Source organism: Bradyrhizobium sp. HKCCYLRH1034 (assembly GCF_051168375.1).
Lineage (GTDB): Bacteria > Pseudomonadota > Alphaproteobacteria > Rhizobiales > Xanthobacteraceae > Bradyrhizobium.
The window spans coordinates 593975-617698 of sequence record NZ_JBNPUW010000003.1; the positions used below are offsets into that span (position 1 = coordinate 593975).

The 23724-nt window shown below is 65.6% G+C and carries 21 protein-coding genes; 10 read left to right on the top strand and 11 right to left on the bottom strand.

Features of this window, described 5'->3' with window-relative positions:
- Nucleotides 1–4: 4 nt before the first annotated feature.
- Nucleotides 5–1213 carry a penicillin-binding protein activator gene (locus ACQR0W_RS09730; protein ID WP_316170007.1) on the bottom strand — a complete coding sequence of 403 codons (1209 nt, stop codon included), beginning with the start codon at nucleotides 1211–1213 and terminating at the stop codon, nucleotides 5–7.
- A gap of 303 nt (nucleotides 1214–1516) precedes the next feature.
- Here ACQR0W_RS09730 and rsmI point away from each other — a divergent pair, with 303 nt between their 5' ends.
- From rsmI to ACQR0W_RS09750, 4 genes are all read left to right on the top strand, one after another.
- Entirely contained in the window at nucleotides 1517–2476 is a 960-nt protein-coding gene (gene rsmI, locus ACQR0W_RS09735) for a 16S rRNA (cytidine(1402)-2'-O)-methyltransferase (protein WP_316170006.1), read from the top strand.
- A complete protein-coding gene (locus tag ACQR0W_RS09740) occupies nucleotides 2463–2873 on the top strand; it encodes a YraN family protein (protein WP_315716817.1) in 411 nt (136 codons plus the stop codon). Before rsmI ends, ACQR0W_RS09740 begins: the two co-directional genes overlap by 14 nt.
- A gap of 33 nt (nucleotides 2874–2906) precedes the next feature.
- A complete protein-coding gene (gene gshB / locus ACQR0W_RS09745) occupies nucleotides 2907–3848 on the top strand; it encodes a glutathione synthase (RefSeq protein WP_315716816.1) in 942 nt (313 codons plus the stop codon).
- A gap of 113 nt (nucleotides 3849–3961) precedes the next feature.
- Nucleotides 3962–4780: an exodeoxyribonuclease III gene (locus ACQR0W_RS09750; protein WP_316170005.1), complete on the top strand. Its 819-nt coding sequence runs from the start codon at nucleotides 3962–3964 to the stop codon at nucleotides 4778–4780.
- 22 nt (nucleotides 4781–4802) lie between these two features.
- On the opposite strand, the gene ACQR0W_RS09755 is transcribed toward ACQR0W_RS09750, so the two are convergent.
- Complete coding sequence (locus tag ACQR0W_RS09755; protein ID WP_315716814.1) at nucleotides 4803–5246, bottom strand: cyclic nucleotide-binding domain-containing protein; 444 nt, start codon at nucleotides 5244–5246, stop codon at nucleotides 4803–4805.
- A 66-nt stretch (nucleotides 5247–5312) separates the two neighbouring features.
- On the bottom strand, nucleotides 5313–5999 hold the full coding sequence (locus ACQR0W_RS09760) for a response regulator transcription factor (RefSeq protein WP_315716813.1): 687 nt from the start codon (nucleotides 5997–5999) through the stop codon (nucleotides 5313–5315).
- Nucleotides 6000–6246: 247 nt separating this feature from the next.
- Between ACQR0W_RS09760 and ACQR0W_RS09765 the strand changes: the two genes are divergently transcribed.
- Complete coding sequence (locus ACQR0W_RS09765; RefSeq protein ID WP_316170004.1) at nucleotides 6247–6795, top strand: L,D-transpeptidase family protein; 549 nt, start codon at nucleotides 6247–6249, stop codon at nucleotides 6793–6795.
- A gap of 23 nt (nucleotides 6796–6818) precedes the next feature.
- Nucleotides 6819–7604 (top strand): 2-keto-4-pentenoate hydratase, encoded by a 786-nt coding sequence (locus ACQR0W_RS09770; protein ID WP_315750505.1) that lies wholly within the window; start codon nucleotides 6819–6821, stop codon nucleotides 7602–7604.
- Nucleotides 7605–7630: 26 nt separating this feature from the next.
- On the opposite strand, the gene ACQR0W_RS09775 is transcribed toward ACQR0W_RS09770, so the two are convergent.
- Nucleotides 7631–8317 (bottom strand): YggS family pyridoxal phosphate-dependent enzyme, encoded by a 687-nt coding sequence (locus ACQR0W_RS09775; protein WP_316166397.1) that lies wholly within the window; start codon nucleotides 8315–8317, stop codon nucleotides 7631–7633.
- A 109-nt stretch (nucleotides 8318–8426) separates the two neighbouring features.
- Between ACQR0W_RS09775 and ACQR0W_RS09780 the strand changes: the two genes are divergently transcribed.
- Nucleotides 8427–10124 (top strand): sensor domain-containing diguanylate cyclase, encoded by a 1698-nt coding sequence (locus tag ACQR0W_RS09780; RefSeq protein ID WP_315716809.1) that lies wholly within the window; start codon nucleotides 8427–8429, stop codon nucleotides 10122–10124.
- Between the two features lie 21 nt (nucleotides 10125–10145).
- Here ACQR0W_RS09780 and ACQR0W_RS09785 read toward each other — a convergent pair whose 3' ends face one another.
- Entirely contained in the window at nucleotides 10146–11132 is a 987-nt protein-coding gene (locus ACQR0W_RS09785; RefSeq protein ID WP_316170090.1) for a GGDEF domain-containing protein, read from the bottom strand.
- A 324-nt stretch (nucleotides 11133–11456) separates the two neighbouring features.
- On the opposite strand from ACQR0W_RS09785, the gene leuS reads away from it, so the two are divergent.
- Genes leuS through holA form a run of 3 tightly spaced genes read left to right on the top strand, consistent with a single transcriptional unit; the run spans nucleotide 11457 to nucleotide 15666 of the window.
- Entirely contained in the window at nucleotides 11457–14081 is a 2625-nt protein-coding gene (leuS, locus tag ACQR0W_RS09790; protein WP_316170003.1) for a leucine--tRNA ligase, read from the top strand.
- Nucleotides 14068–14619 (top strand): LPS assembly lipoprotein LptE, encoded by a 552-nt coding sequence (gene lptE, locus ACQR0W_RS09795; RefSeq protein ID WP_315716807.1) that lies wholly within the window; start codon nucleotides 14068–14070, stop codon nucleotides 14617–14619. Before leuS ends, lptE begins: the two co-directional genes overlap by 14 nt.
- Nucleotides 14620–14637: 18 nt before the next feature.
- Nucleotides 14638–15666, top strand: coding sequence for a DNA polymerase III subunit delta (gene holA / locus ACQR0W_RS09800; RefSeq protein ID WP_315716806.1), 1029 nt, complete (start codon nucleotides 14638–14640; stop codon nucleotides 15664–15666).
- A 434-nt stretch (nucleotides 15667–16100) separates the two neighbouring features.
- Here holA and ACQR0W_RS09805 read toward each other — a convergent pair whose 3' ends face one another.
- From ACQR0W_RS09805 to rho, 6 genes are all read right to left on the bottom strand, one after another.
- The gene (locus ACQR0W_RS09805) at nucleotides 16101–16994 is read right to left on the bottom strand and encodes a ParB/RepB/Spo0J family partition protein (RefSeq protein WP_316170089.1); all 894 of its coding nucleotides are present in this window, start codon (nucleotides 16992–16994) and stop codon (nucleotides 16101–16103) included.
- A gap of 154 nt (nucleotides 16995–17148) precedes the next feature.
- Entirely contained in the window at nucleotides 17149–18000 is an 852-nt protein-coding gene (locus tag ACQR0W_RS09810) for a ParA family protein (RefSeq protein WP_315716805.1), read from the bottom strand.
- Nucleotides 18001–18034: 34 nt separating this feature from the next.
- On the bottom strand, nucleotides 18035–18703 hold the full coding sequence (rsmG, locus tag ACQR0W_RS09815; protein ID WP_410051217.1) for a 16S rRNA (guanine(527)-N(7))-methyltransferase RsmG: 669 nt from the start codon (nucleotides 18701–18703) through the stop codon (nucleotides 18035–18037).
- Nucleotides 18704–18713: 10 nt separating this feature from the next.
- Nucleotides 18714–20591 (bottom strand): tRNA uridine-5-carboxymethylaminomethyl(34) synthesis enzyme MnmG, encoded by a 1878-nt coding sequence (gene mnmG / locus ACQR0W_RS09820; protein WP_316170002.1) that lies wholly within the window; start codon nucleotides 20589–20591, stop codon nucleotides 18714–18716.
- 236 nt (nucleotides 20592–20827) lie between these two features.
- Nucleotides 20828–22165 (bottom strand): tRNA uridine-5-carboxymethylaminomethyl(34) synthesis GTPase MnmE, encoded by a 1338-nt coding sequence (gene mnmE, locus ACQR0W_RS09825; RefSeq protein WP_315750511.1) that lies wholly within the window; start codon nucleotides 22163–22165, stop codon nucleotides 20828–20830.
- Nucleotides 22166–22344: 179 nt separating this feature from the next.
- Nucleotides 22345–23610 (bottom strand): transcription termination factor Rho, encoded by a 1266-nt coding sequence (gene rho / locus ACQR0W_RS09830; RefSeq protein WP_008965552.1) that lies wholly within the window; start codon nucleotides 23608–23610, stop codon nucleotides 22345–22347.
- Nucleotides 23611–23724: the final 114 nt, after the last annotated feature.

Genomic DNA, 23724 nt, shown 5'->3' on the forward strand with positions numbered 1-23724 from the left:
CGACTCACGTCGCGCTGAAGCTCTTCGGCGCGCCGGCGACCGCCTGTCCGCCACCAGAACCGACGCGCATCACCGCAAGCCCGCGCTCATTGGTGCCGTCGCTGCGGAACCGGAACAGCCCGTCGATGCCGGCGAAGCCGGATGCATTGGTAAGGACATCGGGCGCGAAACGCTGGTTGCCCTGGGTGCGCGCCAACGCGGCCACGAGCGCCACCGCATCATAGGCGAGGGTCGCCGTACGTACGGGATCGCCGCCGAATCGCGTCCGGTAGCGGCCGGCAAAGGCGCGGAAGCCGGAGGGATCCGGCGCGGCATAGAGGCCGCCCTGCAGGCTGGCGCTGGCATAGACGCGCGGATTGTCCCACAGCCCTGTGCCGAGCAACTGGATGTTGCGCAGATTGGCGCCGGCAGCGGTCAGCGCATCGGCCGTCGCCGCGACCGATTCGCCGTCATCGGCCAGCAGCAGCGCATCGGCGCCGCCGAGCGCCTGCGCCACCGTGCGCGCAGGCCCGTTGCGGTCGCCGGAATATTTCTCGAATGCCACGATGCGTCCGCCGCGGCGGCTGACCGCGGTCTTGAACGCCCCCTCGACGACGGTGCCGTAGGCATTGTCGGGCAGCAGCGCCGCGAACGAGCGTTTGCCGACGCTGGCGGAATATTCGACGATGCGGCTGGCATCGGACTCCGGCAGGAAGCTGAGCAGATAGACGCCGCGCCCCGCCACGCTCGAATCGGTCGAGAAGGCGATGACCGAGATGTTGCGCGCGCGCGCCACCTGGGCCGTCGCCGGCACCGAGCCCGCGAACAGGGGGCCGAGGATGATCTCGGCGCCTTCGTCGCAGGCCTGTTGCGCGCCCTGCTGCGCCCCTTGCGGGCTGCCGGCGTCGTCCTTGATCAGGAGCTGGATGTTGGGGTTCTGAAACTCGGCCAGCGCCATCTCGGCGGCGTTCTTCATCGATTGCGCGGCGACGCCGGCATTGCCCGACGCCGACAGCGGCAGAATCAGCCCGACCTTGACCTGGCCGTTGCCGGCCACCGCCGGTTGCTGCGGCGGTCCCGCCGGCGCGGTCGGCTGCTCGAACGGATTGAAGCCCTGCTGGACGTTGGAGCACGCCGACAGCAGCGGCGCGCCGACGATCAGGCCCAGCGCCGTTCGCCGGGCGACCCCATGGGGTCCCGGACCGAGAGAGTTGGGATGACGCGGGCCCACCATGGCATCTCTTCGTTCGGCCGAGTCCGGCCAGAAGTTCCCCAAACGCACGTCCGCAGGTCGTGCAGATTCGCTCATATTGTCGACGAATAGTTAAGCAAAACAAAAGGCTGTCAGCGCCACACAGCCGATCAATTCGACGTTTTGCACGGCCTTTCCCCTGCTCGTACACACCCTCATCGAGGTGCAGCTTCGAACTTGAAGCTGCGATGAACGGCACCCCCCCCCATGCCGATCGGCACTTCAAAATCGCTGCGCGGCTGTTCCCCTGTGGCAATCCCGCGGCAGGCCCTTTAAATTACCTCGATGGGCGCGAAGGCAATCCCCAAGACGTCGCCGGACGACGGCAAATCTTCCACCACGTCGACCTATCTGGTGGCGGGGCAGATCGTTGCGGCGCCCAAGGCGCGGCCTGGATTGCATCTGGTGGCGACGCCGATCGGCAATCTCGGCGACATCACGCTGCGCGCGCTGGAAACCCTGGCCGGCGCCGACCTCATCTTGTGCGAGGACACGCGAATCACGCGGCGCCTGACCGAGCGCTACGGCCTCAGCGCGGAACTCGCAGCCTATCATGAGCACAATGCCGAAGCCGTCAGACCCAGGATCCTGCAGCGCCTCGCCGAAGGCGCGGCCATCGCGCTGGTGTCGGACGCCGGCACGCCGCTGATCTCCGATCCCGGCTACAAGCTGGTGCGCGAGGCGTGTGAGGCCGGGCATGCCGTCACCGCGCTGCCGGGACCTTCCGCCGTGCTCGCGGCGCTGAGCGTGGCCGCGCTGCCGACCGACCGCTTCTTCTTCGAGGGGTTCCTGCCGGCCAGGCAGCAGGCGCGGCGTACGCGGCTGTCCGAGCTCGCGCGGATCGACGCGACGCTGGTCCTGTTCGAAGCCGGCAACCGGGTGCAGGAGACGCTGGCCGACCTCGCCGATGCCATGGCGGGACGCCAGGCCGCGATCTGCCGCGAGCTCACCAAGCTGCACGAGGAGGTGCTGCGCGGCGCCATCGGCGATCTCGCTGCGGAGGCCGGCGATCTCGAAACGCGCGGCGAGTTCGTGCTGGTGATCGGTCCGCCGCCGCGCGGCGCCGGGGTGCTGACGCCGGATGCGCTCGACGCCGTGTTGAAGGATCTGCTGCAGCGATCGAGCGTCAAGGATGCCGTGATGCATGCCGTCGAGCTGTCCGGCCGGCCGCGCCGCGAAGTCTATGCGCGCGCGCTCGAGCTGGTGAAGGACGCGCGGTCAGGGTCGGCCGATGGCGAAGACTGAGCGCGTCTCCCCTGACAAGCCGGCGAAGACGGCGGCACCCGAACGCGTCGCCGCCTTCCGCACCGGATTATCGGCGGAAGCCCGCGCCGCAGCGCTGCTGATCGCCAAGGGCTATCGCATCCTCGCCAAACGCTTCCGCACGCCCCAAGGCGAGATCGACATCATCGCGCGCAGGCGCGGCCTGGTTGCCTTCGTCGAGGTCAAGGCGCGTGCCTCGCTCGACGATGCCGCCTATGCGGTGACGCCGCGCCAGCAGCAGCGCATCATCGATGCCGCGCAGGCCTGGTTGATGGCGCATCCCGACCATGCCGAATTGGAGCTGCGCTTCGACGCGATTCTGGTTGCGCCGCGCAGCCTGCCGCGCCATCTGGTAGCGGCGTTCGACGCCAGCACCTGACATGAACTGATTGCAGAGAGCAGGGACCTGCCCATGAAACTGAACGTCGCCGTCCAGATGGACCCGATCGCGCGCATCAACATCCGCGGCGACTCGACCTTCGCGATGCTGCTCGAAGCGCAGCGGCGCGGCCATGGCCTGTGTTACTATACGCCCGACAAGCTGTCGCTGCGCGGCGGCGAGCTCTATGCGCCGGTGCAGGCGCTGACGGTGCGCGACCAGGTCGGCGACCATTTCACGCTCGGCGAACCGAAACCGACCGCGCTGACATCCTTTGATGTCGTGCTGCTGCGGCAGGATCCGCCGTTCGATCTCGCCTACATCACCTCGACGCATTTCCTCGAGCGCATCCATCCGAAGACGCTGGTGGTCAATGATCCCGCAAGCGTCCGCAACGCGCCGGAAAAGCTGTTCGTGATGAACTTCCCGCAACTGATGCCGCCGACCTTGATCTCGCGCGATCTCGACGAGATCAACGCCTTCCGCGATCAGCACGGCGCTGTCGTGATGAAGCCGCTGCATGGCCATGGTGGCGCGGCGGTGTTTCGGGTGATGCCGCAGGATATGAATTTCGGCTCGCTGTTCGACATGTTCTCGGTGACGTTCAAGGAGCCCTGGGTGATCCAGCGCTTCCTCCCCGAGGTGAAGCACGGCGACAAGCGCATCATCCTGGTCGACGGCGAGTTCGCCGGCGCCGTCAACCGCGTGCCGGCAGCAGACGATCTGCGCTCCAACATGGTGCGCGGCGGCGCAGCGCAGGCCACCGATCTCAGCGCACGCGAGCGCGAGATCTGCGACACGCTCGGTCCGGAATTGCGCGCGCGCGGCCTGCTGCTGGTCGGCATCGACGTGATCGACGGCAACCTCACCGAGATCAACGTGACGTCGCCGACCGGCATCCGCGCGATCTCGCGGCTCGGCGGACCCGACATCGCCGCCCGCGTATGGGACGTCATCGAGAGCAAACGGCGCTGATCAGGCGCCGTCACATGGCTGGGGATAACGCCAACCAACGCGCTCAGTCCGGTGCGTCGGAGGCGAGGCGGAGTCGCTGACATCGCCGCAATTCATGATATGACGCGGGTCTCATGCGTCTCATCCTGACCACCTGGAACATCAACTCGGTGCGCCTGCGCATCGACCTCGTCGCCAAGCTCATCAAGCAGGTCAGGCCCGATGTGCTGTGCCTGCAGGAGACCAAGTGCATCGACGACGCCTTTCCGCTGAAGCGCTTCAAGCGGCTCGGCTATGAGCACGTCGCGCTGAACGGGCAGAAGGGCTATCACGGCGTCGCCGTGATCTCGAAATGGCCGTTCGAGGAGACCAACGTCCGCACCTTCTGCGACAAGGTGGATTCGCGCCACATCACGGTGGCGTTCGGCGAAAAGGCGCAGCTCGCGCAGCCGCTGGTGCTGCACAATTTCTATGTGCCCGCAGGCGGCGACATTCCCGACCCCGCGCTCAATCCGAAATTCGAGCACAAGCTGCAATTCCTCGACGAAATGAAGGCGTGCGAGCCGCTGCATCCACGCGGCGACGACCGGCATATCCTGGTCGGCGATCTCAACGTCGCGCCGCATGAGCACGATGTCTGGTCGCACAAGCAGCTCCTGAAGGTGGTGTCGCACACGCCGATCGAATGTGAAAAGCTGTTGGCGGCGCAGACCCATGGCGAATGGGTCGACGTCGCTCGCGAGCGCATCCCGATGTCGGAGAAGGTCTACACCTGGTGGAGCTACCGCGCGGCCGACTGGACCGTCGGCGATCGCGGCCGAAGGCTCGACCACATCTGGGTGTCACGCGCACTGAAGGACCGGGTCAGCGACTTCAGGATCCTGCGCGACGCCCGCAGCTGGGAGCGGCCGTCGGATCACGTGCCGGTCACGGTGACGCTGGACGTGTCGTAGCAGACCCGCGCGGTCACGAAGATCACGACGTGAGCTTGGCCCCGGCCGCCATGATGTCATTGGCGATTCGGCTGGCGCGGTGGGCGAACTCGTCGCGCAGCCGGCGCGCCGCCTTGGCGTCGCTCTCCAGCACACGCTGAAACAGGCTGCGCGAGATCCGCACCACGGTCGAATATTCCAGGGCCGTCGCGGTCGCCGGGCGCCGCATCTCGACCAGCAGCGCCAGCTCGCCGATCAGCATGGTCGGCGTGGCGACGATCTCGGCACCGACCTCATCGCTGATGCGCAACGATCCGCGCTGCACGACATAGCCGCAATCGGCGGTGTCCCCCTCGCGGAACAGGGTCTCTCCGCTCTGGATGTTACGCTGCTCGGAGCCGATGGCGATCATGCGCAGCGAGTCGCTTCCCAGCAGGCGCAATGTTGGGACGCGCTCCAATAGCGCAATATCGTCTTCGATCGACATCAAGGGCCCGGGGAAGGCTGAATGGAACCAATATCATAAATGGCGAAACCGCCATCCCCGAACCTATCACGGTACCAACTTGTAGCCACCGGCCTCCGTCACCAGAATCTCTGGATTCGCGGCATCTTTCTCGATCTTCTGCCGCAGACGGTAAATGTGCGTTTCCAGCGTGTGGGTGGTGACGCCGGAATTGTAGCCCCAGACCTCCTGCAACAGCGTCTCGCGCGACACCGGCTGCTGGCCGGCGCGGTACAGGAAGCGCAGGATCGCCGTTTCCTTCTCCGTCAGGCGGACCTTGCGGGCGTTGGCGCCGGTCAGCATCTTCGAGCCCGGCCGGAAGCTGTAGGGGCCGACCGAGAACACCGCGTCCTCGCTGGCCTCGTGCTGGCGAAGCTGGGCCCGGATGCGGGCCAGCAGCACGGCGAAGCGGAAGGGCTTGGCGACATAGTCGTTGGCGCCGGATTCGAGCCCGAGAATCGTGTCCGAATCGGTATCGTGCCCGGTCAGCATGATGATCGGCGCCTTGAAGCCGCCCTTGCGCAGGGACCGCACCACTTCGCGGCCATCGGTGTCGGGCAGGCCGACGTCCATCAGAACCAGGTCGGGTGAATTGGCCTTTGCGGCGGTGGCGCCTTTGGCGCCGGTATCGACGGCCTGGGCTTCGAACTCGTCATGCAGCGAGAGCTGCTCCATCAGGGCATCGCGCAGATCGGTGTCGTCATCCACGATCAGGATCTTGCGGGCATTGGCCATTGTACAATCCTCTAGGTGGCGCCGGCGGGATCGAATGGGTGGCGCCGTCAACGGTGGGCAAACAGGCTCATCAGCCCTGTTCCGTCTTGAAGTAGGGGGCTGTTACCGATTCACAAGCGCCCGGGACTCTACTCCAGAATTGAGCAGGGATTGAGATGATTGTCCTGTTCGACCCTCGCGGCGGACCATTTGCCGACATTAAGGCAATTACCGGGCAATCCATGGCAATGAAAAGGCAGGTTGTTTCATGTCGTTAGCGAAGGTGAAGCCTGGCATACCAGCATCGCGGATCTCGATTCGCACCAAAGCCGGGTCGCGGCAGCGCGGCTGGCTCCATGTCTGGGGCCATGTCATCCCGGTGGCGCTCGGCCGCGGCGGCGTCCTGGCCAACAAGCGCGAGGGCGATGGTGGCACCCCCAGGGGGACCTTCCGGCCCCGGCGGCTGTGGTGGCGGGCCGATCGTCATTCGCGTCCGCGCACCTTTCTGCCGGTCCGGCCGATTGGCCCGGAGGATGCGTGGTGCGAGGACCCGGCCGACCGGCGTTACAACCAGGCGATCCGGCTGCACGGCGACCATCCCGGAGACCGGCTGGCGCGCCAGGACCATCTGTACGATTTCATCATCGAGATCGACCACAACACGCGGCCGCGGATCGCCAGCCGCGGCAGCGCCGTGTTCCTGCATCTGGCGCGGCCGAATTTCGGCCCGACCGCAGGCTGCGTGGCCATGACCCGGCCGGCGATGCTGCGTCTGTTGCAAAGAATCGGTCCGCGCACCAGAATCGTCATCGAATGAGAAGCGAGTTGGGGGAGGACGTCATGCGCGCACCGGATCAGCCAGCCAGCGCCGCGGGCATCCTGCGCCAGCATTGGAGCGAAGGCAGCAAGCTGGCAGAGCTGCCGCCGGAGCTGCGTCCGAGAGACCGCGCCGAAGGCTATGCCATCCAGGCCGAGCTCGAGCGCCACTCGCCCAAGCCATTATTTGGCTGGAAGATTGCGGCGACCAGCGAGGCCGGCCAGCGCCATATCAATGTCGCCGGTCCGATGGCCGGGCGGATCCTGGCCGAAACGGTGCTGCCGGTCGGCGGCACCGCGTCGATGGCCGGCAACGCGATGCGGGTCGCCGAGCCGGAATTCGCGTTCCGCCTCGGACGCGATCTGCCGCCCAGACCGACACCTTATGATGTCGCGGAGGTGCTGGCCGCGGTCGACACGCTGCACCCCGCGATCGAAATTCCCGATTCGCGGTTCGCCGACTTCGTCAGCGCCGGCGAGGCGCAACTGATCGCCGACAATGCCTGCGCGCATCTGTTCGTGCTGGGCGAGGCCAGCACCGCCGACTGGCGCAGCCGCGACCTGATCGCGGAGCGGCCGCGCATCGCGCTGCGTGGCGAGACCTTCATCGGCCACGGCCGCAACGTGCTCGGTGATCCGCTGATAGCGCTGGCCTGGCTGGTCAACGAGCTCAGCGCGCTCGGCGTGCCCGCGCGGGCAGGGCAGGTGGTCACGACCGGCACCTGTCATCCGCCGCTGCCGATCGGCAGCGGGGACCACATGGAGGCCGATTTCGGCGATCTGGGGCAGGTATCGGTGCGGTTCGAGTAGGGACCGGCCGCGACCGCGCCCCTCCTTCAGCGATGCCCGAAGATCGCCGAGCCGACCCGGACATGCGTGGCGCCGAACTGGATGGCGGTGGCGAAATCGGCGCTCATGCCCATCGACAGATGCGCGAGGCCGTTGCGGGCGGCGATCTTGGCAGTCAGCGCGAAATGCGGCCCCGGTGCTTCGTCGACCGGCGGAATGCACATCAGCCCTGAAATCGCGAGCCCGTAATCCGTGCGGCAGGCGGCGATGAAGGCGTCGGCGTCGCCGGGCGCGATGCCCGCCTTCTGCGGCTCCTCGCCGGTATTGATCTGGACGAACAGCTGCGGATGCCGGCCCTGGGCGGAAATCTCCTTGGCAAGCGCCACGCACAGGCTTGGCCGGTCCACCGAATGGATGGCGTCGAACAGCGCGACCGCCTCCTTGGCCTTGTTGGATTGCAGCGGCCCGATCAGGTGCAGTGCGAGCCCCGGATGCGCGGCCATCAGCGGCGGCCACTTGGCTTTGGCTTCCTGAACGCGATTTTCACCGAACGCGCGCTGTCCGGCCGCGATCACCGGCTCGATCGCGTCGGCATCGAAGGTCTTCGACACAGCGATCAGCGTGACCGAGCCGCGATCGCGTTTGGCGTCGCGGCAGGCGCGCAGAATCTCCTGCTCGACGGCGGCGAGCGCGGACGGCGAGGACGAGGTTGAGGCGTTCGATTCATCAGGCACGATGGCGTCCGTCGGTAGATTTACGGGTTTGACTGCAATTTTACAGAGTTCGAGAAAGGGTTCTTGAGCCCTTCTCCTTACCCTTCACGGCCGGGGGTAGGGGGAAGAAATGCCAAGCATCCGGTTCAATCGCAATAGAGTGAAGCTGAACCGGCTGATGGGGATCCGCGCCCGGCTGGCGCTGCTCGCCCTGATCCTGGTCGCGCCGCTGATGCTGGAACGCGCGCGCTCGCTGGAAAGCGCCAGGACAAGGCAGATCGCACTCGCATCGGAGGAATTCTCCGGCCTCGCCCGGCAAAGCGCCGACATGCAGCGCGAGGTCATCATGTCGGTGGAGACGGTACTGAAGTCGACGGCCTATGTCCGGGCGTCGAGCACCGGCGTGAGCCGCAGCTGCGACATGATGCGCGCCAGCCTGCCGGCGACCCTGCCGTGGATCCGCACCCTGATGATCGCCGGCCGCGACGGCCGCATCCAGTGCTCGACCAACAACCAATATGTCGGGCTCGATTTCAGCGACCGGCCGTATTTCCGTGGCGCCCAGGAATCACGTGATTTCGTGTTCAGCGACTACCTGCTGTCGAAGCCGTCGCACGTGCCGATCGTCATGGCCGCCTATCCGGTCGGCGCGATCACCGGCGAGCCGGACGCGGTGATGCTGGCGAGCGTGAACCTGGAATGGATGTCCAAGATCATGAACAATCTTGGCGGCCGCCCCGGCATCACGGCGGTGCTGGTCGACAGCGAAGGAACCGTGCTGGCGGCGCCCGCCGACCGCAACGAGCTGATCGGCCGGCCGCTCGACAGCGTGCCGTTGTTGTCGGCCGTTGCCGAGACCGCCCTGAGTTCGGGGAAGCCGACCGAGACGATGAGTTTCACGGCGGCGGATGGCTCCAAGCGCGCGATCACCTTCACTCGGATCGCCGACACCGGATCGCGGCTGATCGTCAGCATCGATGAGACCCGCGTCACCGCCGCCATCGACCGCGAGATCCGCAACGCCTATCTGCAGGCTGGCCTCGTCTGCCTGATCGTGCTGCTCGGCGCGCTGATCGCCGCCGAGAAGCTGATCGTGAAGCCCGTCAGCATGCTCGCGGCGACCGCCAAGCGCTTCGGCCACGGCCACTGGTCGGCGCGCGTCACCACCAAGCATCTGCCGTCGGAGTTCGTTCCGCTGGCAAAGTCCTTCAATGCGATGGCCGCCAAGCTCGGCCAGCGCGAGCGCGAGCTGGTCGCCGCCAATGACCGGCTGACGGTGATGGCGTCGATCGACATGCTCTCGGGCCTCGCCAACCGCCGCGGCTTCCAGAACCGCATCGACGTCGAATGGAGCCGCGCGCAGCAGGCCGGCACCGAGCTGTCGCTGCTGATGATCGACGTCGACCACTTCAAGCTCTACAACGACACGTATGGGCACCCTGAGGGTGACGCCTGCCTGTCACGTCTCGGCGAGACGCTGTCGCAGATCGCCGGCGCAATGACGGCTTTCGCCGGCCGCTATGGCGGTGAGGAGTTCTGCCTGTTGTTACCGGGCATGGGCGCCAGAGAGGCGCTCGCGGTCGGCGAGCAGGTACGCGCCACGGTTCTCGAGCTCGAGCTGCCGCACGCGACGTCGGCGCATCGGTGCGTCACCGTGAGCGTCGGTGTCGCCTCGACCCGGCCGAACGAGTCGCTGACGCCCTCCGACCTGATCGAAGCCGCCGATGCCGCGCTCTATGCGGCCAAGCATCGCGGCCGCAACACGGTCATCGCGCATGGCTTCGCGGATGTCGCGGATGACAGGAGCGGCGTGGCACGCGCAGGATAGGGCTGCGGCGGCGGCCTGCGATCAGCCGACCGCGAGCTTCTGGTCGAGCTCGAGCTCGCTGACCACGCGGTTGCGGCCGAGCTTCTTGGCGAGATACAACGAGCGGTCGCAACGGTCGATCAGATCAGCCATCGATTCGCCGAACTGGAACTGGGCGACGCCGATTGACACCGTGATCTGCGGCAGCACCTCGCCGGTCGAGCGCCGCGTGAACTGACAATCGGCGATGGTGCGCCGGATGCGCTCGGCGATGACGGTGCAACCTTCGAGGTCGGTCTGCGGAAGCACCGCGATCAGTTCCTCGCCGCCGTAGCGTGCGGGAAGATCCTTGTCGCGAACGCGCTCGCGCAATGCCTTGGCGACAAGGCGCAGCACCTGATCGCCGACGCCATGGCCGTAATTGTCGTTGAACTTCTTGAAGTGGTCGACGTCGATCAGGAGGACGCTGAGCGGTTCGTCGCGCTCCATCGCCTCGACCTGCGCATGGCGGAAGAACTCTTCGAGCGCGCGCCGGTTCGGCAATCCGGTCAGCGTGTCCGTGCGTGCGCGCTGCTCCGACTTGTTGAGCGAGTCTCGGATGGTGTCGAGCTCGCGTGACTTCTCGGCAAAGCTCGCTTCGAGTTTCGCCGCACGCGCGGTCGCCTGGGCGAGCTCGCTGACCAGGTTCTCGATCAGGATCTTCGGATCGACGCCCTGCTCGCTGCGTTCGGCGACGCCATCGATCGCCGCCATGTGTGTGCGGTTGTCGGCGATCGCGGCCGTCAGATACTGCTTGGCGGAGTCCATCACGCCATGCAACTGCTGCGAGACTTTGTGGACGACAGCCGCTTCCGTACCCTGCTGGCCGATGTACGTGTCGAACAGCGCCTGGTTGGTGGTCTTGTCGAATTTGCGCTTGTTGCTGACCAGGATGTCGACGGCGCGCTTGAGATCCGACGCCGAGCCCAGTGAGTACTTGAACCACAGATGGAAGTTGTTAGGCGTCGGTGGCACGCGCTGTTGAGCCATGGATTTCATGGCCTTTTCCGCGACCGTCGTCGCGTACTCGAAGTCAAGCTCGTCGAACGTAGCGCCGGACACGATGTGGAGTGATCCCAGATGCGGGCTGATGCCTGGATGTATGCACTCAGTCTCCCATTCAAGTCTTAACCGTGCCTCAATCGGACCTTCGACACTGCCGGCAGAGGCTGCAAAAAAACTCACGATTACCGTCGCTTAGCGGATGCCCAAAATGGTATCATCATCTGTCGCCCCATTGACCGGGCTGCCGCTTTTGTGGCCTAGTCCGCCGTCTTCAAACGACGCGAATCCTCGAAAATTACAAGCGATTCCATGACATCCGAACGCTACAACGCCCGTGAAGCCGAGCCACGCTGGCAGCGCCAGTGGGACGAAAAGGCGATCTTCGCCACCAGGAACGACGATCCGCGTCCGAAATACTACGTACTCGAGATGTTTCCCTATCCGTCGGGACGCATCCATATCGGCCATGTCCGTAATTATACGCTGGGCGACGTGCTGGCGCGCTTCATGCGTGCCAAGGGCTTCAACGTGCTGCATCCGATGGGTTGGGACGCGTTCGGCCTGCCGGCGGAGAACGCAGCGATCGAGCGCAAGGTCGCGCCGAAGGCGTGGACCTACGACAATATCGCGGCGATGAAGAAGCAGCTGCGCTCGATCGGCCTGTCGCTCGACTGGGCGCGCGAGTTCGCGACCTGCGATCCATCCTACTACAAGCACCAGCAGAAGATGTTCCTCGACTTCATGCAAGCAGGGCTGGTCGAGCGCGAGAAGCGCAAGGTGAACTGGGATCCGGTCGACATGACCGTGCTCGCCAACGAGCAGGTCATCGACGGTCGCGGCTGGCGCTCCGGTGCGGTGGTCGAACAGCGTGAGATGAACCAATGGGTGTTCAAGATCACGAAGTACTCGCAGGAGCTGCTGGACGCGCTCGATGGTCTCGACCGCTGGCCCGACAAGGTGCGGCTGATGCAGCGCAACTGGATCGGCCGCTCCGAAGGCCTGCTGATCCGCTTCGCGCTGGATCCCAAGACGACGCCGGCGGGCGAGACCGAATTGAAGATCTTCACGACGCGGCCGGACACGCTGTTCGGCGCCAGGTTCATGGCGATCTCGGCGGACCATCCGCTGGCGCAAGCCGCGGCCGCCAAGAACCCGGAGCTCGCCGCGTTCATCGCCGAGATCAAGCGGATCGGCACCGCGCAGGAGGCGATCGACACCGCGGAGAAGCAGGGCTTCGACACCGGCATCCGCGCCGTGCATCCGTTCGATCCGAGCTGGACCCTGCCGGTCTATGTCGCGAACTTCGTGCTGATGGAATACGGCACCGGCGCCATCTTCGGCTGTCCGGCGCATGACCAGCGCGACCTCGACTTCGTCAACAAATACAATCTCGGCAACACGCCGGTGGTCTGCCCCGAGGGTCAAGACCCGGCGAGCTTCGTCATCACCGACACCGCGTTCGACGGCGACGGCCGCCTGATCAATTCGCGCTTCCTCGACGGCATGACGATCGCGCAGGCCAAGGACGAGGTCGCCAAGCGGCTGGAGACCGAGCAGCGCGCTGGCGCCGCCGTCGGCGAGCGCCAGGTCAATTTCCGGCTACGCGATTGGGGCATCTCGCGCCAGCGCTATTGGGGCTGCCCGATCCCGGTGATCCACTGCCCGACCTGCGATGTCGTGCCGGTGCCGGCCAAGGACCTGCCCGTGGTGCTGCCGGACGACGTCACCTTCGACAAGCCGGGCAATGCGCTCGACCACCATCCGACCTGGAAGCACGTCACCTGCCCCGCATGCGGGGGCAAGGCGCAGCGTGAGACCGATACCATGGACACCTTCGTGGATTCGTCCTGGTACTTCGCGCGCTTCACCGATCCATGGAACGAGACCGCGCCGACGACGCCGGCCGTGGCCAACCGGATGATGCCGGTCGACCAGTATATCGGCGGCGTCGAGCACGCGATTCTGCATCTGCTCTACAGCCGGTTCTTCACCCGCGCGATGAAAGCCACCGGCCACGTCGCGATGGACGAGCCGTTCGCCGGCATGTTCACACAGGGCATGGTGGTCCACGAGACCTATCAGAAAGCCGACGGCACCTACGTCAACCCGGCGGAGGTCAAGATCGAGATCGGCGGCAACGGCCGCCGCGCCGTGCTGGCCGCCACCGGCGAGGACATCACGATCGGCCCGATCGAGAAGATGTCGAAGTCGAAGAAGAACACCGTCGACCCCGACGACATCATCGAGAGCTACGGCGCCGACGTCGCGCGCTGGTTCATGCTGTCGGACTCGCCGCCGGACCGCGACGTGATCTGGAGCGACGAGCGGGTGCAGGGCGCGGCGCGCTTCGTCCAGCGGCTGTGGCGGCTGGTCAACGAATCGGTCGCGGCAGCGGCCGAGGCCCCCTCGTCCCGCCCGGCCGCGTTCGGCCCCGACGCGCTGGCGCTGCGCAAGGCTGCCCACGGCGCCCTGGACAAGGTGACCGGTGGCATCGAGCGGTTGCACTTCAACGTCTGCCTGGCGCATATCCGCGAGTTCGCCAATGCGCTGGCCGACGTCCTGGCGCGGCCGGCCAAGCCGGCGGCCGACCTGGCCTGGGCGATTCGCGAGGCCGCCGGGATCCTGGTGCAGCTGTTCTCGCCGATGATGCCGCATCTGGCCGAAGAATGCTGGCAGGTGCTGGGCCAGACCGGGCTGATCTCGGAGGCCTCCTGGCCGCAAATCGAACGAGATTTGCTGGTTGAGGACAGCATGACCCTGGTCGTCCAGGTCAACGGCAAGAAGCGCGGAGAAGTCACAGTCGCCAGCAACGCGCAGAATCCGGAAATTGAGGCTGCCGTTTTGGCCCTCGATGCAGTAAAACTGGCGCTGGATGGCAGACCCGTCCGCAAGGTGATCATTGTTCCCAAGAGGATCGTGAATGTCGTCGGCTAGGTTTCGGATCGCTGCTCGGCTTGTTGCCGTGGCCGCTTTGGCCGCGCTGACGGCAGGCTGCTTCCAGCCGATGTATGCAGAGCATACCGACGGCACGCCCGGCCTGCGCGAAAAGCTGATGGGCATCGAGCTGCCGCCGGTCGACAAGCCGAACGCCTCGCCCGAGGCGCGCATCGGCGTCGGCATCCGCAACGCGCTCGCCTTCAAGCTGTACGGCACCGCAACCGGCACGGCGCCGACCCACAAGCTGGTCCTGCGATTGCAGACCAGCCGGTCCTCGCTGATCGTCTCGCAGACCACCGGCCTGCCGACCACCGAGAATGTCGGCCTCGACGTGCAGTACAATCTGGTCGAGCTGGCGACCAACAAATCGGTCATGACCGGAACGACCTTCGCACGCACCTCCTATGACATCCCCGGCTCGTACCAGCGCTTCGCCCGGCAGCGGGCCTTCCGTGACGCCGAGGATCGCGCCTCCGAGGAGGTCGCCGAGAAGATCAAAACGCGGCTCGCGGCCTATTTCACCGCGGGCACCTGACGCACGGCTGACATCGCCGTGGTCGCGCTGCGCGGACGAGACATCGATGCCTTCCTGGCCAAACCGGACGCCGCTCGTCCGCTGATCCTGTTGTACGGTCCGGATACCGGCCTGGTTCGCGAGCGCGCCGAGGCCCTCATCGCTTCGGCCGTCGACAACCCCGATGATCCCTTCTCCGTGGTCAGGCTCGACGGTGACGAGCTCTCCGCGGAGCCGTCGCGCCTCGTCGACGAAGCCATGACCGTGCCGCTGTTCGGCGGCCGCCGGGCCATCCGGGTGCGCGCCGGCTCGCGCAATTTCGCCAGCGGCGTCGAGACGCTCAGCGAGATGAACGTGCGGGACTGCCGCGTCGTGATCGAGGCCGGCGACATCCGCCCCGATTCGCCACTGCGCAAGATTTGCGAGAAGGCCAGAACGGCGGTGGCGATCGGCTGCTACCCGGACACCGAGCGCGATCTCGCCAAGCTGATCGACGACGAATTGCGCTTGGCCTCGCTGCGCATCTCTCCGGAGGCCCGCGCCTATCTGATGGCGCTGCTCGGCGGCGACCGCCAGGCCTCCCGCAACGAGCTGCGCAAGCTGACCCTGTTCGCCCACGGCGAAGGCGAGGTGACGCTCGACCACGTGATGGCCGTGGTCGCCGACGCCTCGGAGATGAAGCTCGATCCGATCGTCGACGGCGCCTTCGGCGGCAAGCCGGAAATGGTCGAGACCGAGTTCGGCAAGGCGATGATCGCGGGCACCTATCCCGGCGTCATCATCTCCGCCGCGCAGCGACATGCCGCATGGCTGCACAAATCGGCGCTCGCCGTCGCTTCCGGCACGCCAGTCTCGTCCATCCTCGAAGGCGGCTTCCCCCGGCTGCACTTCTCGCGCAAGCCGAGCGCCGAGACGGCGCTGCGCAATTTCTCCCCTGCCCGCCTGCTGCCGATCATCGACCAGCTGGCGACAGCCGCGCTCGACATGCGCAAGCAGCCGGGATTGGCGGCAGCGATCGCGCAGCGGACGCTGCTGTCGATCGCGGTCGCGGCACGGCGCAAGGGGTGATGGTCAGTGCGCCGGCTCCCTGAAGACGGCGTCGAGGACTCCAGCCCGAGTGGACCCGAGATCGCTCTCCAACCTCGGCCGTCATTCCGGGGCGCCCGAAGGGCGAGCCCGGAATCCATCGGGCTACAGGATCTGCCGAGAGATGGATTCCGGGTTCGTGCTGCGCACGCCCCGGAATGACGGAGGAGAGAGTCGTGTGTTCGCTTTGGCAATCGCGACGAAAAACACAGCCGTAGACGCCGTTGTCAGGCGAGTAACTCTTCCAAATTGTTAGCTCGTCATGCCCGGGCTTGACCCGGGCATCCATCCGCTTCGTCCCAAAAAATGGATGGCCGGGTCAAGCCCGGCCGTGACGAAGGTGAGAGCGGAGCAACGAACTCTTGGAAGCCCGAGGCGCAGCCGCGGCGGCGCAATGAGCGCCACCAACTAACAGCCTAGCCCTGCTCCAGCCGGCGCATCACCTCGTCGAGCTGCTCGAGGCTGCGGTAGGTGATCTGCACCGTGCCGCCGGGGTCGCAGTGGCTGATCGACACCGAAAGACCGAGCGCATCGCCGACGCGCTTCTCCAACGCGATGGTGTCGGCGTCCTTCTTCTCCGCCGGCGCGCTGCCGCTGCTGCGCGGCTTCTGCGGCTTGCGTTCCGGCACGCCCTCCTCATGCGCCAGCGCCTCGGTCTGCCGGACGTTCAGCCCTTCCGCGATGATCTTCTTCGCCGCCGACATCGGATCCGGCAGGTTGATCAGCGCTCGCGCATGGCCGGCCGAGATCTGCCCGGTCGCGATGAAGCCCTGCACCTCGGCCGGCAGCTTGGTCAGCCGCATCATGTTGGCGACGTGGCTGCGGCTCTTGCCGACGATCTTGGCGATGTCTTCCTGGTTGCGTTTGAACTCGTTGGCGAGCGCGTGATAGCCCTGCGCCTCCTCCATCGGATTGAGATCCTCGCGCTGCACGTTCTCGATGATCGCGAGCTCCAGCGCATCGCTGTCGCTGACATCGACCGGAACGATCGGCACCTCGTGCAGACCGGCGGCCTGCGAGGCGCGCCAGCGCCGCTCGCCGGCGATGATCTCGTAGCGGTCGTGCTGGCCCTTCACCGGACGCACCACGATCGGCTGGATCACGCCATGCTGCTTGATCGAGGCCGAGAGCTCGGCGAGCTCGCCGTCGGAAAATGTCTTACGCGGGTTGCGCGGGTTCGGCTTGAGGAATTCGATCGGCACCTTGCGCTGATTGCGCGGCCGCTCCGGCGGCGCGCCGGCCTCGCGGCCGACGTCACCGATCAGACTTGCGAGACCCCGGCCCAATCGCGATCGCGACTCGTCGGCCATCGCCTTCTCCTTTGGATTCACGTCACGCTCCGCTTGCGTCTGCTGCCGATCGGGTCCCGCCGGCACAATGAACGAGGGAGCGGATTCATTTCGGAATCCGCTGCCGTCCTCGAATGAGATCCGGGCGACGAGGTCCCCCGGAGCAGAGGCAAAGTCAGTTCGTGCGCAGGTCACGCTCGCGCTGAATGACTTCGGTCGCGAGCTTGAGATAGGCCTCGCTGCCGACGCACTTCAAGTCGTAGACCAGCACCGGCTTGCCGTAGGACGGCGCTTCCGAGATGCGCACGTTGCGCGGGATCATCGTGTTGTAGACCTTCGATCCCATGAACTGGCGGACGTCGGCGACCACCTGGTTCGACAGGTTGTTGCGCGAGTCGAACATCGTCAGCACGATGCCGTGGATCGAGAGGTTCGGGTTCAAGGTCGAGCGCACCTGCTCCACGGTCTGCAACAGCTGCGACAGACCTTCGAGCGCGAAGAACTCGCACTGCAGCGGCACCAGGATCGCGTCGGACGCGGCCATCGCATTGACCGTCAGCAGGTTCAGCGACGGCGGACAATCGACCAGCACGTAGGTGTAGTCGTTCTCCGGCGAGACGTTGTTGTTGAGGCCGGCGATCGCATCGCGCAGACGGAAGGCGCGGTTGGCGGTGGAGCCGAGCTCGAGCTCGAGCCCCGACAGGTCCATCGTCGAGGAGGCGATGTGCAGCCGCGGCACGGCCGTCGCAACGACGGCGTCGCGCAGCGAGGCCTCGCCGATCAGCACGTCATAGGTCGAGCAGTTGCGGCTGCCACGGTCGATGCCGAGGCCGGTCGAGGCGTTGCCCTGCGGATCGAGATCGACGATCAGCACCCGCTCGCCGATCGCGGCCAGCGCCGTACCGAGGTTGATCGCGGTCGTGGTCTTGCCGACCCCGCCCTTCTGATTGGCGAGCGCCAGGATGCGCGGATGCCCCTCCGGGTGAGGAGCCCTATCTTCTTGATAAATCTGATCAATTACGGCCATGCGCGATCGCCATTGGTTGTCGTCTTGACGGAATTCAGCTCTGTCGCTCGATGCAATCGATTGCGACGATCCAGCCCTGCCCGCCCGTCCGGCTGGAGTGAAGTTTCGACTCAATTTTCCAATACTTAGTAGATTCGGTCAATTCCGCTTCTACATCTTGACCCTTGAGAAACAGCGCTTTCGCGCCTTTTTTCACCAGGGGCTCCGCAAAGCCGATGAGCTGATGTAGCGGAGCAAGCGCGCGTGCGGTCACGCAATCGACTCGCCCGCCCCACTTCTCCACGATATCCCCGATCTCTGACAAATGCACGATCCCCGGAGCGCCGGTGACGCGAATTGCTTCGCGCAGGAAGGCGGCCTTCTTGGCATTGCGCTCGACCAGATAGACCTGGGCACCATCCCGCTCGGCCAGGGCGCAGGCGAGGACGACGCCCGGGAAGCCGCCGCCGCTGCCGAGATCAATCCAGATCCGGGCGTCGGGCGCGAGGTCCAGGAGCTGAAGCGAGTCGGCGATGTGGCGCGTCCAGAGATGCGGCAAGGTCGACGGCGCGATCAAATTGGTCTTCGCCTGCCACTCCAGCAGCAGTGCGACGTAGCGATCGAGACGCTGCTCCGTTTCACGTGAAACGGGAGTCAGCGCGAGCGCTGCCGCCTTGTCCGATTCGATCATCTTGGATGCCACCGCTGGCGATGCCTGTTTCACGTGAAACGCCTCAGCCGGTGGTCTTGCTAAGACGCGCTTCGCGGCGGAGATAGGCCGCAAGGATCCCGAGCGCCGCCGGCGTCATGCCATCGATCCGGCCGGCCTGCCCGATCGTCCACGGCCTGGCCGCCGTCAGCTTCGCTCGCGCCTCATTGGAGAGACCTGGGACGAGCGCATAGTCGACGTCACCGAGCACCAGGCTTTCGTCGCGCCGGAAGGCGTCGACGTCCTGGCTCTGCCGGCGGACATAGACATCATATTTGGCATCGATCTCGAGATGGATGACGATGGCGGGATCGATCGCGCCGAGCTCCGGCCAGATCGCCCTCACCTCGGAGAAACCGATCTCCGGATAGGCCATCAGTTCGAAGGCCGAGCGGCGCTGGCCATCCTTGTTGAGCGTGAAGCCATGCTTCGCCGCCTCGTTGGGCGTGATCGTCAGCGACCTCGCCATCGCGCGGGCAGCTTCCAACGCGCCCATCTTGCTCCGATGGAAACGCGCACGATCATTGCCGACACAGCCGAGCGCCATGCCCTTGTCGGTCAGCCGCTGGTCGGCATTGTCCGCCCGCAGCGTCAGTCGATACTCGGCGCGCGAGGTGAACATCCGATACGGCTCGGTGATCCCCCGCGTGACGAGGTCGTCGATCATCACCCCCAGATAGCCATCGGCGCGATCGAATACGACCGGCCCGCCGCCGCCCGCGGCCAGCGCGGCATTGAGACCCGCGACCAGACCTTGAGCTGCGGCCTCCTCATACCCGGTCGTGCCGTTGATCTGGCCAGCGAGGAACAGACCCTTCATCCGCTTGGTCTGCAGGGTCGGCTCGAGCTCACGCGGATCGACGTGGTCGTACTCGATGGCATAGCCCGGCCGGATCATCCGGACCCGTTCGAGACCCGGGATGGTCGGCAGCAGCGCGAGCTGGACCTCCTCCGGTAGCGAGGTCGAGATGCCGTTCGGGTAGACCGTCGTATCGTCGAGCCCTTCGGGCTCCAGGAAGATCTGGTGACCGTCGCGGTCACCGAAGCGGACGATCTTGTCCTCGACCGAGGGACAGTAACGCGGCCCGGTCGACTTGATCTGCCCGGAGTACATCGGCGAGCGATGGACGTTGGCGCGGATCACCTCGTGGGTTGCGGTCGTCGTCCGGGTGATGCCGCATTGGATCTGCGGGGTGGTGATCCTGTCGGTCAGAACGGAGAACGGCTCCGGCGGATCGTCGCCGGGCTGCATCTCGACCGCGCTCCAGTCGATCGTCGATCCATCCAGGCGCGGCGGCGTGCCGGTCTTGAGGCGGCCGAGCCGAAATCCGATGGCTTCGAGAGACTGGGACAGCCCCAGCGCCGGCGCTTCGCCGACCCGGCCGGCCGGCCAGGTCCTCTCACCCAGGTGGATCAGACCACGCAGGAACGTGCCGGTCGTGATGACGACAGCGCCACAGATGAAGGTCCGGCCGTCAGCCAACCGCACCCCTGCCACCCGTCCGCCGGTAGCGATCAGTTCGTCCGCCTCGCCTTCAATGACGGTGAGGTTCGGGGTCTCCCGGATCGCCGACTGCATCGCCGCGGCGTAGAGCTTGCGGTCGGCCTGGGCGCGTGGACCTCGAACGGCCGGTCCCTTGCGGCGATTCAGAACGCGAAACTGGATGCCGCCGGCGTCGGCGACGCGACCCATCAAGCCGTCGAGAGCGTCGACCTCGCGAACCAGATGTCCTTTCCCCAATCCTCCGATGGCCGGATTGCAGGACATGGCCCCGATCGTCGCGAACTGATGGGTGATCAGCGCGGTTCGGGCGCCCATGCGCGCCGCGCCCGCCGCGGCTTCACAGCCGGCGTGGCCGCCACCGATGACGACGACGTCGTAGGATGTCAGATGCTGGATCATGGGGCTTATCTAACGCCTGCAGACAATGCTCGGAAGACGTTTCACGTGAAACATTCGCCGACGTCGAATCCTCGTTGTTTCACGTGAAACATGACCAACTCCGCGGTCCCATCGTGTTTCACGTGAAACATCCCTGACGGCGTCCGTACATCTTGTTTCACGTGAAACAATTGACGATCGATTAACCAAGCAACGCTTCATTAAGTATATCCGACCCGGTTCGTCGGGAACCGCGGCTACTTGCCGATGCAGAACTCGCGAAAGATCACGTCGAGCAGGTCTTCGACATCCACTCGTCCCAAAAGACGCCCTAGCGCAAGCGCGGCGATCCGCAGCTCCTCCGCAGCAAGCTCCTCGCCCAGGTCGATCGCCGAGATGCTACGCTGAAGCGCAGCGGCGGTGTCGGCGAGCAGAGTCCGCTGCCGCTGCCGTGTGATCAGGCCGCTCTCAGTTGATCCAAAATAGTCCCGGGCAAAGCCAACCAGCGCATCCAGCAGCTCGACCAGCCCTGCCCCGCTTCGCGCGGAGATCTGAAAGACCGGGTTATCTCCGCTGGACGATGGACGACTCCCCTCCCGACCTCTGCTCAGATCGATCTTGTTACGAACGAGCCAGACGGGAGCCTCGCTTTGGCGCTCAACCTCGGCCTGCTCATCCTCCGACAGCCACAGCACCAGATCCGCCTGCGCCGCTCGGTCTCGCGCGCGCCGAACACCCTCCTGCTCGACCGGATCGTCCGTCTCGCGAATGCCCGCGGTGTCGATCACCGTCACTGGATAGCCGTCGAGATCGAGCTGAACCTCGATGAGATCGCGCGTGGTGCCGGCCTGCGGAGAGACGATCGCGACCTCGCGACGCGCAAGCTGGTTCATCAAGGTCGACTTGCCCGCGTTCGGCGGTCCGGCAATGACGACCGTCAGGCCGTCGCGCAGACGTTCGGCCCGGCCCTCGGCCGACAGCACCGACTCGATCTCGGTCAACAGCTGGCCGATCCGGGCGAGCGCGGGCGCCATCAGCTCGGTTGGCACGTCGCCTTCATCGGCAAAGTCGATCCCGGCCTCGATCAGCGCCGCCGCCTCGATGATCTGCTCACGCCAGCTCCGCGCCTTGTCGCCCAACAGGCCCTTCAGCTGCCGCAACGCCTGGCGCCGCTGGCGGTCCGTGTCGGCGTGGATGAGGTCGTCGAGACCTTCGGCCTCGGTCAGATCGATCTTGCCATTCTCGAACGCGCGCCGCGTGAACTCGCCCGGCTCAGCAGGGCGCATCTGCGGCATCGTCGACAGCACCGAGAACATTGTCGCCAGGACGGCTCGACTGCCGTGCACATGCAGCTCGGCAACATCTTCGCCGGTGGCGCTTGCGGGTCCGGGAAACCACAGCACGACGGCATCGTCGATCGGCTCGCCATTACCATCCCGCAGCAAGGCGCGCGTCGCCATCCTCGGCAGCGGCAGTTTCCCCGCAAGCATCTGAAGGGCGATGCCGGCGTGAGGCCCGGAGAGTCTGACGATCGCAATCGCACTCGGCAGGCGTCCGGAGGACAGCGCGAAGATGGTCTGGTCGTGAGGATGCATGATCCTCAGTTGGGCTCACCGGCAGCGAAAGACAATCGGTTTGCAGCGGCATGCTTTACGCCGGCGAACCATGGCGGGCGGATAAGCATCGAGGTCTTCACGCGGGGCGCAGCGACAAACACGTCAAACAAAAAGGGCGCTCCGGAGAGCGCCCTTTGCAGATTGAAGCAGTGCCTCGATCAGGTGTTCATCGACTCGAAGAACTCGGCATTGCTCTTGGTGCTGCGGAGCTTGTCGAGCAGGAAGTCGATCGCGTCCATGGTGCCCATCGGATTGAGGATGCGGCGGAGCACGTACATCTTCTTGAGGTTCTGCGGCTCGGTGATGAGCTCTTCCTTGCGGGTGCCGGAGCGGGCGATGTCGATCGCCGGGAAGGTCCGCTTGTCCGCGACCTTGCGGTCGAGGATGAGCTCGGAGTTGCCGGTGCCCTTGAACTCCTCGAAGATGACCTCGTCCATGCGGCTGCCGGTGTCGACCAGCGCGGTCGCGATGATCGTGAGCGAGCCGCCTTCCTCGATGTTGCGGGCGGCGCCGAAGAAGCGTTTCGGACGCTGCAGCGCGTTGGCGTCGACACCGCCGGTCAGCACCTTGCCGGAGGACGGCACGACGGTGTTGTAGGCGCGGCCAAGGCGGGTGATCGAGTCCAGGAGAATGACGACGTCGCGGCCGTGCTCGACGAGGCGCTTGGCCTTCTCGATCACCATCTCCGCGACCTGGACGTGACGGGCGGCCGGCTCGTCGAAGGTCGAGGACACGACCTCGCCCTTCACCGAGCGCTGCATGTCCGTGACTTCCTCGGGGCGCTCGTCGATCAGCAGCACAATCAGATAGCACTCGGGATGATTGGCGGTGATCGAGTGCGCGATGTTCTGCATCAGCACCGTCTTGCCGGTGCGCGGCGGCGCCACGATCAGCGCGCGCTGTCCCTTGCCGATCGGCGCGACGATGTCGATGACGCGTGGCGACAGATCCTTGCGGGTCGGATCCTCCAGCTCGAGCCGGAAGCGCTCGTCCGGAAACAGCGGCGTGAGATTGTCGAAATTGACCTTGTGCTTGGACTTCTCGGGATCCTCGAAGTTCAGCGTGTTGACCTTGAGCAGCGCGAAATAGCGTTCGCCTTCTTTCGGGCTGCGGATATGCCCTTCGATCGTGTCACCGGTGCGCAGGCCGAAGCGTCGGATCTGCGACGGCGAGACATAGATGTCGTCGGGACCGGGCAGGTAGTTCGCATCCGGCGAGCGCAGGAAGCCGAAGCCGTCGGAGAGCACCTCGACGACGCCCTCACCGATGATGTCGGTTTCCTGGATCGCGAGCTGCTTGAGGATGGCGAACATCAGCTCCTGCTTGCGCATCGTGCTGGCGTTCTCGACCCCGTTTTCCTCCGCGAAGGAGACGAGCTCGGCCGGCGTCTTTGACTTGAGGTCCTGTAGTTTGATTTCCCGCATTGGGGTGGTCCTGTGGAAGCGACTTGGGAGGGATGCGAGGTGGCTGTGGGAAGGCGGACGAAATGAGGTCCGCAGGTCTGAGCAAGGTTGGCGCCGATGAGGCACCAGACCTGA